General features: G+C 42.4%; 10 protein-coding genes and 1 pseudogene. 5 read left to right on the forward strand and 6 right to left on the reverse strand.

Annotated elements, in window-relative coordinates:
• Positions 1–83, forward strand: a pseudogene (locus tag ACUVJL_RS02040) (photosystem II protein D1); the annotation flags it as partial.
• A gap of 170 nt (positions 84–253) precedes the next feature.
• Positions 254–832 (forward strand): Uma2 family endonuclease, encoded by a 579-nt coding sequence (locus ACUVJL_RS02045; protein WP_445244320.1) that lies wholly within the window; start codon positions 254–256, stop codon positions 830–832.
• A 61-nt stretch (positions 833–893) separates the two neighbouring features.
• On the opposite strand, the gene ACUVJL_RS02050 is transcribed toward ACUVJL_RS02045, so the two are convergent.
• Positions 894–2,276 carry an AAA family ATPase gene (locus tag ACUVJL_RS02050; protein WP_445244321.1) on the reverse strand — a complete coding sequence of 461 codons (1,383 nt, stop codon included), beginning with the start codon at positions 2,274–2,276 and terminating at the stop codon, positions 894–896.
• A 193-nt stretch (positions 2,277–2,469) separates the two neighbouring features.
• Here ACUVJL_RS02050 and ACUVJL_RS02055 point away from each other — a divergent pair, with 193 nt between their 5' ends.
• The 3 genes from ACUVJL_RS02055 to ACUVJL_RS02065 all read left to right on the forward strand — a co-directional run bounded on the left by ACUVJL_RS02055 (position 2,470) and on the right by ACUVJL_RS02065 (position 4,156).
• Complete coding sequence (locus ACUVJL_RS02055) at positions 2,470–3,537, forward strand: FG-GAP repeat domain-containing protein (protein ID WP_445244322.1); 1,068 nt, start codon at positions 2,470–2,472, stop codon at positions 3,535–3,537.
• Positions 3,538–3,591: 54 nt separating this feature from the next.
• Positions 3,592–3,921 carry a M23 family metallopeptidase gene (locus ACUVJL_RS02060; RefSeq protein WP_445244323.1) on the forward strand — a complete coding sequence of 110 codons (330 nt, stop codon included), beginning with the start codon at positions 3,592–3,594 and terminating at the stop codon, positions 3,919–3,921.
• 64 nt (positions 3,922–3,985) lie between these two features.
• Entirely contained in the window at positions 3,986–4,156 is a 171-nt protein-coding gene (locus ACUVJL_RS02065) for a hypothetical protein (RefSeq protein ID WP_445244324.1), read from the forward strand.
• 128 nt (positions 4,157–4,284) lie between these two features.
• On the opposite strand, the gene ACUVJL_RS02070 is transcribed toward ACUVJL_RS02065, so the two are convergent.
• The 5 genes from ACUVJL_RS02070 to ACUVJL_RS02090 all read right to left on the reverse strand — a co-directional run bounded on the left by ACUVJL_RS02070 (position 4,285) and on the right by ACUVJL_RS02090 (position 7,190).
• Positions 4,285–4,590 carry an ACP S-malonyltransferase gene (locus ACUVJL_RS02070; protein WP_445244325.1) on the reverse strand — a complete coding sequence of 102 codons (306 nt, stop codon included), beginning with the start codon at positions 4,588–4,590 and terminating at the stop codon, positions 4,285–4,287.
• Positions 4,587–4,961 carry a DUF433 domain-containing protein gene (locus ACUVJL_RS02075; RefSeq protein ID WP_445244326.1) on the reverse strand — a complete coding sequence of 125 codons (375 nt, stop codon included), beginning with the start codon at positions 4,959–4,961 and terminating at the stop codon, positions 4,587–4,589. Before ACUVJL_RS02075 ends, ACUVJL_RS02070 begins: the two co-directional genes overlap by 4 nt.
• A gap of 132 nt (positions 4,962–5,093) precedes the next feature.
• Positions 5,094–5,711, reverse strand: a complete 618-nt coding sequence (locus ACUVJL_RS02080) for a Uma2 family endonuclease (RefSeq protein ID WP_445244327.1) — start codon at positions 5,709–5,711, stop codon at positions 5,094–5,096.
• Positions 5,712–5,775: 64 nt separating this feature from the next.
• Complete coding sequence (locus tag ACUVJL_RS02085; protein ID WP_445244328.1) at positions 5,776–6,384, reverse strand: Uma2 family endonuclease; 609 nt, start codon at positions 6,382–6,384, stop codon at positions 5,776–5,778.
• Positions 6,385–6,875: 491 nt separating this feature from the next.
• On the reverse strand, positions 6,876–7,190 hold the full coding sequence (locus ACUVJL_RS02090) for a hypothetical protein (protein WP_445244329.1): 315 nt from the start codon (positions 7,188–7,190) through the stop codon (positions 6,876–6,878).
• Positions 7,191–7,321: the final 131 nt, after the last annotated feature.

Below are 7,321 nucleotides of genomic sequence, written 5' to 3' on the forward strand. Positions count from 1 at the left end.
GCAATGCTCACAACTTCCCTCTTGACTTGGCTGCTGGTGAAGTCACCCCAGTAGCAATGGTTGCTCCTTCTATCAACGGCTAAGTTTTAGTTTTTGATAAACAAAAAGCGCTCCTAGAAATAGGGGCGCTTTTTGTTTGGGGAAAAATATTTTTCTCGGCTAACAGTCAACAGTCAACAGTCAACAGTTGACTACAGACTCCAACTTTTTGAAGTCGTATATTATGGAAAAATGATCGTAAAAGGTAAGTCAGATGGTTGTCGCAATTTCTAAAGCAGGATTGGGTACAGGTGCAGCCTTCCTGTCAAACGTGACATGGGAGACTCTGGAAAATTTGGATGCAGATTTGGCAGGAACCGGGGCGCGTTTAACTTATTTGGATGGGTGTTTAGAAATTATGGCTCCTTTATCTGAGGCCGACGAAGAACCTAAAAACACTTTAGGCCAGCTTTTAGAAATTTATATGCGGATGAGAAACATCCGTTTCTACGGGCGCGGCAGTACAACCATCGGGATGAAGGACTTGGGTGCACGGAAAGAACCAGATGAGTCTTATTGTTTGGGTACGCGCAAGTCGGTTCCAGATTTGGCGATCGAGGTGACAGTGACGAGTGGTGGACTTGATACGCTGGAGATATATCGTCGGGTGGGAGTGCAGGAGGTTTGGTTTTGGGAGGATGGTGTAATTTCGGTTTATTGCTTGCGTCCAACGGGATATGAGTTGGTTAGTAAGAGCGAACTGTTGCCGGATTTGGATTTGCGATCGATCGAGTTTTATTCGCGGATGGCAGACCAATATGATGCGGTGAATGCTTTTATGCGATCGTTGTAGAAATTGATCCGAGTAATTCTGTGGTTTAATTGGGTTGCGATCGGGTGAAATTACCCAGAGCTTATATAAGATTTAACTTGCACTGAATGTATGCTTTGAATACGGGATTGAGAAGAAACATCGATCGCCCTCCTACTAACACTTTTTCCACTAAGCCGCGCCGCGCTAAAGATTGTATTGCTTGCCAAAATTCTGATTGGGATAAGTCACTATCAGTAGGTTGTCGTAAAATATCTACAGCTTCATTTTGACTGGCTAACCAGTATAAAACCTTTTTTTCTGAGTCTGATAAACGCTCTAGGTGAGATTCTAAAAGGGGTTCTAAGTCACCTAAAAATATATCTGTTTCATCTGCTAAAAACTGGGAAACGCTACCGTCAAATAATTCGACAATGGTTGAAGCGATGATATTTAGCCAGGAAGGATGACCTTGATAAAGGGCGATCAAGTCTGACCATTTTTCCTCATCTGTCAATTCTTTTTCTATAAGAATTTCTGTCGATTGTTCCCCTAACCCTTTGAGGTGTAAAGTTCGTGCGGGTCGGTTTACTGCTTCTAAAGCAGTAATTTCTCTGGGTTTTTCCCAACTGAGGAGGATTAAACAACTCTGATGAGAGGATGTGGCAATTTGTTTGAAAAATTTGCCGTAGTCTTCATAGTCTGTTAAATATTGACCTGCTAATTGATTGCTTTTAAAAATATTCTGTACGTCATCAAGGATTACTAAACAGTGAGAAGATCGGAAATAATCGATGATTGTGGGTAATGGGGGTTGTTGCGATCGCCCAAAAAATTGCTTGAGTTCGGTTTGGAGGGTTGAAAGTGTGGGTGTGTTGGTGAGGCTTAACCAAATAATATAATCAAATTCGGTTTGAGTTTGTTCGATGAGTTTGAGGGCGATCGCACTTTTGCCAATTCCACTTAAGCCGTAGATGGTAATCAAGCGGGTGTGGGCTTGTAAAATCCATTGTTTGAGGGTGGAGAGTTCTGAGGTGCGATCGTAAAAGTAAGGGAATTCGGGTGCTTCTGTTAAATTGATTATGGGCGATCGCTCTTTATTTTGGGGAGAGTCAGGGGGTGAGGGCGATCGGTTTTGTGTATCTTTAATAGTTTGTATAAATTGACCACAAATAACATTATCAATTTGTAATAAAGAGTCATGCAAATGAGAAATGTTAGAAACTATATGCTTTTTCTCTAACTTGGAACGAAAATTAAATTTATTAAGGTCTTCTCCTAATTCTTCACGCAACTTTTCCCATAACTTAGCCGCTTCTTTTTTAACGTGAGATTCACTACAATTAAACTCTTTAGCTATTTGAGGATATTTTTGCCTTTGCCAAACACCCGTCAGTATTGCTTCCTGTATAGGTGTGAGATGTTCTCCAGTTTTGTCAACAATCAAATTATTCACCCACTGTACAACATCTTCAACATTCTTCATGAGTAGATACAAAGAGATATTGAGTGTACTATATTATACCAAATCCTACTTTGTCAACCGAATCCTACTAAATTCTACTAAATTGGTTCAGGATGGTTAGAAAAATTGGGTGCTAAATCCGACCGTTTTGAGTGACCAAAGTTAAGGACAATCAAATAAAATTTATTAAAGCCATAAAATAATCACAATTACTATGTCCAATTTATTGTTTCCCGAATCTCAACCAAGTTGGGAAGATAACAATCCAATAAATATTTTGCCCGTTAGTTCAAATGTAGTCAACATAGCCTTAACTGGTGCTAAATCGGAGTTACAAAAGTTTTTCGCTTCGCCCACTGCTTTAGAAAAACTAGATCGAGTCTTTGATATTACCGATCCAAGCGCGGCTCATATATTAATTGAAAATTCCGCAGCAGGCATTTTTGAACAAATTCCCCATCTGCAAATTGTCAATGATGCAGCCATGAATGGGGCACAGGGAGCTTTTTCCCAAGCTACAAACACCATCTATTTATCAGATTCCTTGGTGCGCGGTGACAGCCTGAAAGTTCAAGAGGTTCTGCTTGAGGAACTAGGACACAAGTTTGATACTTTGCTCAATCCTGGTGGGGATACTTCTGGGGATGAGGGAGAGTTGTTTAAGCAGGTTGTCTTAGGTTTACCTCTAAGTGACCCAGAGTTGCTGCGGATTCACACAGAGGATGATGCCGGTACTATTATTGTTGATAATCAGCTTATCCCTGTTGAGCAATCCTACAATAGCGTAGTTACTTCATCACCTGGGTTTACAAAGACTCGAGGCGGGTGGACGGATAACAATAACTATCCTCGTTTGACAGGTGATGTCAACGGTGATGGCAGTGCTGACATTGTGGGCTTGGGGTACACTGATGTCTATGTCTCCTTCGGTAATACTAATGGCACTTTTGGCGATCCTATTGCCTCTTCTCCACCCTTGACGAAAACTTTAGGCGGCTGGACGGATAACAATAACTATCCCCGTTTATTGGCGGATGTGAATGGTGATAATATGGCCGATATTATCGGTTTTGGTTACAATGACGTGTTTGTCTCTTTGAGCAATGGCAATGGCACTTTTGGCTCTGCTATTGCCTATAGTATTGGCTTGAATAAAAATGTAGGTGGCTGGACGGATAATAATAATTATCCCCGTGTAGCCGGTGATGTGAATAATGATGGTAAGGCTGATTTGATTGGCTTTGGTTATAGTGATGTTTTCGTCTCCCTATCTGGAAACTAGTGCGAGTTCGCCGCCGCCACCTGTTTGGGAAACCCTCTAGCTTTAGGTTCTTACATGGTCAGCCAAGAATTTGGTTCACGTCATACTGGTATTGATTTAGCGCGATCTACAGGAACTCGCCTCGAAGCAGCAAGAAGTGGAAATGTAGTGTTTGTTGGTAAAGATCAGTACGGTGGTAAGTACATAGACATCGATCGTGGTGGTGGTCTCAAAACCCACTACTTACACCTCTCAATTTTTGCAGTTAGTGTTGGGAATGTGGTTAATGACGACACGAAGATAGGTGAAATGGGTAGCACAGGATTGTCAACAGGATCTCACTTACATTTTGACGTCTGGCAAAATGGAGTACGTCAGAATCCCAGAAATTATCTCAGCTTTTAGTGGTCGTGATAGTAGTAGGGTACGTCACCTTGCAATTTTTTACCAAAACGATCAATTATTGCCGGTGACACATCCTACATCTGTTGATAATCCAATTGCGATCGCCCCTCATCTACTATACCCAGTAGCAGAAGCAGCGCGATCGCACTTCTTCAACAACCTCGACCCCACTTTATGGGATGAAAAGCCGACTTACACCCATATAGCCATTAATACCAAGCACAATCTCAATTAGACGCTCAACACAACGTTCTCGATATTCCGAATCATTCAGTAATCTAAGCTGTTGAGCATTTAAATAGAATGTCAACAAACAATCTAAGTCTTGTGGGGTGGGCGTCTCGCCCGCCCTGAATATGCAATTTAAATGCGTGACAGCTTATCAGCGTTGCCAATAGTAATCACAGGTAATGAATTCTGGGTATTTTCTTCGCGCATTACTTGTTCCAACGAATCCTTGCCTTTCATGCTGCGATTAGCTGTCAGCAAAATCATCTGATTTTCTTGAGCAAGTCGCCAAACTACTCTGTCATCACTATCGATGGGCAATTCCATTTGTGCAAAGGTCACAAAACGAATTGGGATGATATCAAGCCAACCTTGATTAGCAATAGATCCCAAGAAAATTATGGCGTGTCCGTTGAGATTATGATCTATCAAAAAAATCATGCTTTAGCCTCACGTTTTGCCTTGGCTGCTCGCAATTTTTCCCATGCAGCTTCGGTTCCTGGTTTGGGTAGTTGGGTGGCAATTCGGGCAATGAGATCGCGATTTTTTTCTTCATAGTACAGCCGCAGTTCTTCAGCTTCCTTAAGCACCATTTGATACTCGGCTTCAACGGTGGCGCGATTTTCCTCAATATAAGCTAAAGCCACATTAATTTGTTCTTCTGTAAGGTCAAACAATCCTCTGATAAACTTAGGTGGATATTGAGCCGTCACATAGTCCATGATGTCGTAGATGGTGATGCGCGTACCTGCGATCGTCAGTCCTCTTTCTGTACGGATGATAGCTGTTTGTTCGTTGGATATGCTTGTCATCTTTATAGCCTCCTAGAAGTTATTTTTATATTACTAGCTGATTACCAGCAATTTTCGGATTCGGTCTTACTAGCTGTCTAAGTTAAATTATCAATACTACTCGCCATTTTCCTGAGTACGATCGCACTTTGATTAAAAAGCCAGTTTTTGAAATAACTCCGCAATCGGGAGAGTAAAACCGGGGACGATTTCTTCGCCATCTAGGGATTGAGTAGACTTGAGGAGGCGATCGGGTTCTTGGGACGATCGATAAACTAACACATACTGTTCTTGAGGATGAATCACCCAGACTAAACGCGCCCCATTCTCGAAATATTCTACGAGTTTGTCGTGAATTTCTGCCACTGTATTGCCAGGAGAAAGGATTTCTACGGCAAGATCCGGCGCACCTTCTAGGAAGCCATCGGGGAGATCATCTAGCCCTTGTAGCCGTTCTTTTGCCATGAAGGAAACATCGGGCGATCGCTTGTTTCCTGATTTCATCTTAAAAGCAGTGCTGGAGTCGAACATCGCGCCTAGCTTTTGAATGTGGACATACCCACCGAGCAAAATCATCAAGATACTGCAAACATAACCGTGTTTTGCACCCGAGTTTCCCATATCAATTAGTTCTCCATTTACAATTTCATACCGATGTCCATCTCGGTTGAGTGCCATGAATTCGGCATCAGTCCAGATTTTTTGCTCCGCTGGGGTTTCAACTTGGTTTTCAGTGAGGTTTGACCTTTGGTTTTGAATTAGAGTAGCCATAGCTTTCTCCTAAACTTATATTTCTCGTTAAATAGAATCCATTTCAACCTCTAAAAAATCGCCCTTAAAAATTAATCCGGCGAGAGATTTCCGACATCGGAAGTTCTATATTTAAACTGTGCAGGACGATCGCCCGATCGAGCCGATCGCAAACTTGCCATTGCCAGCGCTCGCTACTTGGGCGATCGCCATTATAATATTGCTCAATATAGGGTTCAGCTTGACTGACGAGCAAATATTCACAAAAACTAGCAAGAGAGCGATATTTTCTGAACTTTTCACCTCGATCGTAGCCTTCAGTAGAGGGCGAAAGAACCTCAACAATCAGTAAAGGATTGAGAATTTCATCCGTGCGATCGCCATTGAATTCTGGTTCGCCATTGATGACCATCAAATCAGCATAGGTTCCGCACCGATGTTGGGGAATCCAAACCCGCAAATCGCTGTTATACAAGCGAAAATCGGTATCTCTCAACAAAAAACCCAAGTAAATTAACAAGTTACAGGCGATCGCGCTGTGGGCTTCTGAACCTCCTGACATAACGATAATCTCTCCGTTACAGTATTCGTGACGTTCTTCGGCCGTTTCCTCGATCGCCCGGTATTCATCTGGAGTAAAGCGAGTCTTTGTCGCATCTGGAAGATTTGGCGGGTTGGTTTGAGTAATAACCACGATCGCACCTCCTAAATAATTACACCTTAAATAATTATGGCTTACAGTTAGATAGTTTTCCTAACCCAGAGGCGTTTTCCTGGATTCTATTTAAATTCCATAAAAAACTTTCCATGCCTTTGTCCGCTTCTGCTTCACAGGCGCTAAATTCTAGCTTTCCTTTTACTTCTCACACTCAACTGCTTTGTAATCGATGTATAATAATGCAAAGCAAAAAGTAGATTAATTACAAAAAATACCACAGTTAAAACAAAGGTAAAAAAAGACATAAACGACAGTCGGGAAATCATCGTAAATATCGCCAAAATGATTGAGCAAAGCCCAAAACCGGAAGCAAAAGAACTTAAAAGCAGCAACCGCACCTTAGACATAGTTTAATTTAAAGATTATCAGTAAAAAACACTCTTGGCAGCTACAGATGAGTGCCAAATGATACTTATTACTATATAGCGGAATTGCTCAGTTCCGCCAAAGGCAAAAGGAATGCTTTCCTAAAAAGGTTTGAATTCTACAGAAAAATACAGCCCGCGCTCTTGCCAACTTCGATCGCTCGACTTAAGACCAATCAAAGGAATTCCCCCGCCTCCGCGAGCATTCCACCTCTGGCCGTACTGCCACCGCCACCCCAATCCCGCTGACAGCAAAGAATCCGCTTCTACAGTCGCCCTTCCCCCGCTATTTGTCCTAACATTGCCAAAATCCACAAACGGCGTCACCTGCAAAACTCCTTGTTTGTCGCCGGTGCGCACAATCCGATACCACAACTCGGCTGAACCAAAAATCCCGCCCCAAGGCCAGCACAGCATCCTGACGGTAGCCCCGCATTAGACCTCTTGCAAAAATAACTAGGACGGGGCAGATTGCCAACCCACAAGAAATTTTTTTTTTTGTGGGTTTGGGAAGGTGCCCGAGCAAAAAATTTATTTAAAGGACATTT

It is taken from the genome of Microcoleus sp. OTE_8_concoct_300 (assembly GCF_031383065.1).
Taxonomy (GTDB): Bacteria; Cyanobacteriota; Cyanobacteriia; order Cyanobacteriales; family Microcoleaceae; genus Microcoleus.

What these genes read in the sequence shown, in the direction of transcription:
- ACUVJL_RS02060 (WP_445244323.1), top strand. Translation starts at nt 3,592, where the DNA reads ATGGTCAGCCAAGAATTTGGTTCACGTCATACTGGTATTGATTTAGCG.
- ACUVJL_RS02090 (WP_445244329.1), bottom strand. Translation starts at nt 7,190, where the DNA reads ATGCTGTGCTGGCCTTGGGGCGGGATTTTTGGTTCAGCCGAGTTGTGG.
- ACUVJL_RS02075 (WP_445244326.1), bottom strand. Translation starts at nt 4,961, where the DNA reads ATGACAAGCATATCCAACGAACAAACAGCTATCATCCGTACAGAAAGA.
- ACUVJL_RS02080 (WP_445244327.1), bottom strand. Translation starts at nt 5,711, where the DNA reads ATGGCTACTCTAATTCAAAACCAAAGGTCAAACCTCACTGAAAACCAA.
- ACUVJL_RS02045 (WP_445244320.1), top strand. Translation starts at nt 254, where the DNA reads ATGGTTGTCGCAATTTCTAAAGCAGGATTGGGTACAGGTGCAGCCTTC.
- ACUVJL_RS02070 (WP_445244325.1), bottom strand. Translation starts at nt 4,590, where the DNA reads ATGATTTTTTTGATAGATCATAATCTCAACGGACACGCCATAATTTTC.
- ACUVJL_RS02055 (WP_445244322.1), top strand. Translation starts at nt 2,470, where the DNA reads ATGTCCAATTTATTGTTTCCCGAATCTCAACCAAGTTGGGAAGATAAC.
- ACUVJL_RS02050 (WP_445244321.1), bottom strand. Translation starts at nt 2,276, where the DNA reads ATGAAGAATGTTGAAGATGTTGTACAGTGGGTGAATAATTTGATTGTT.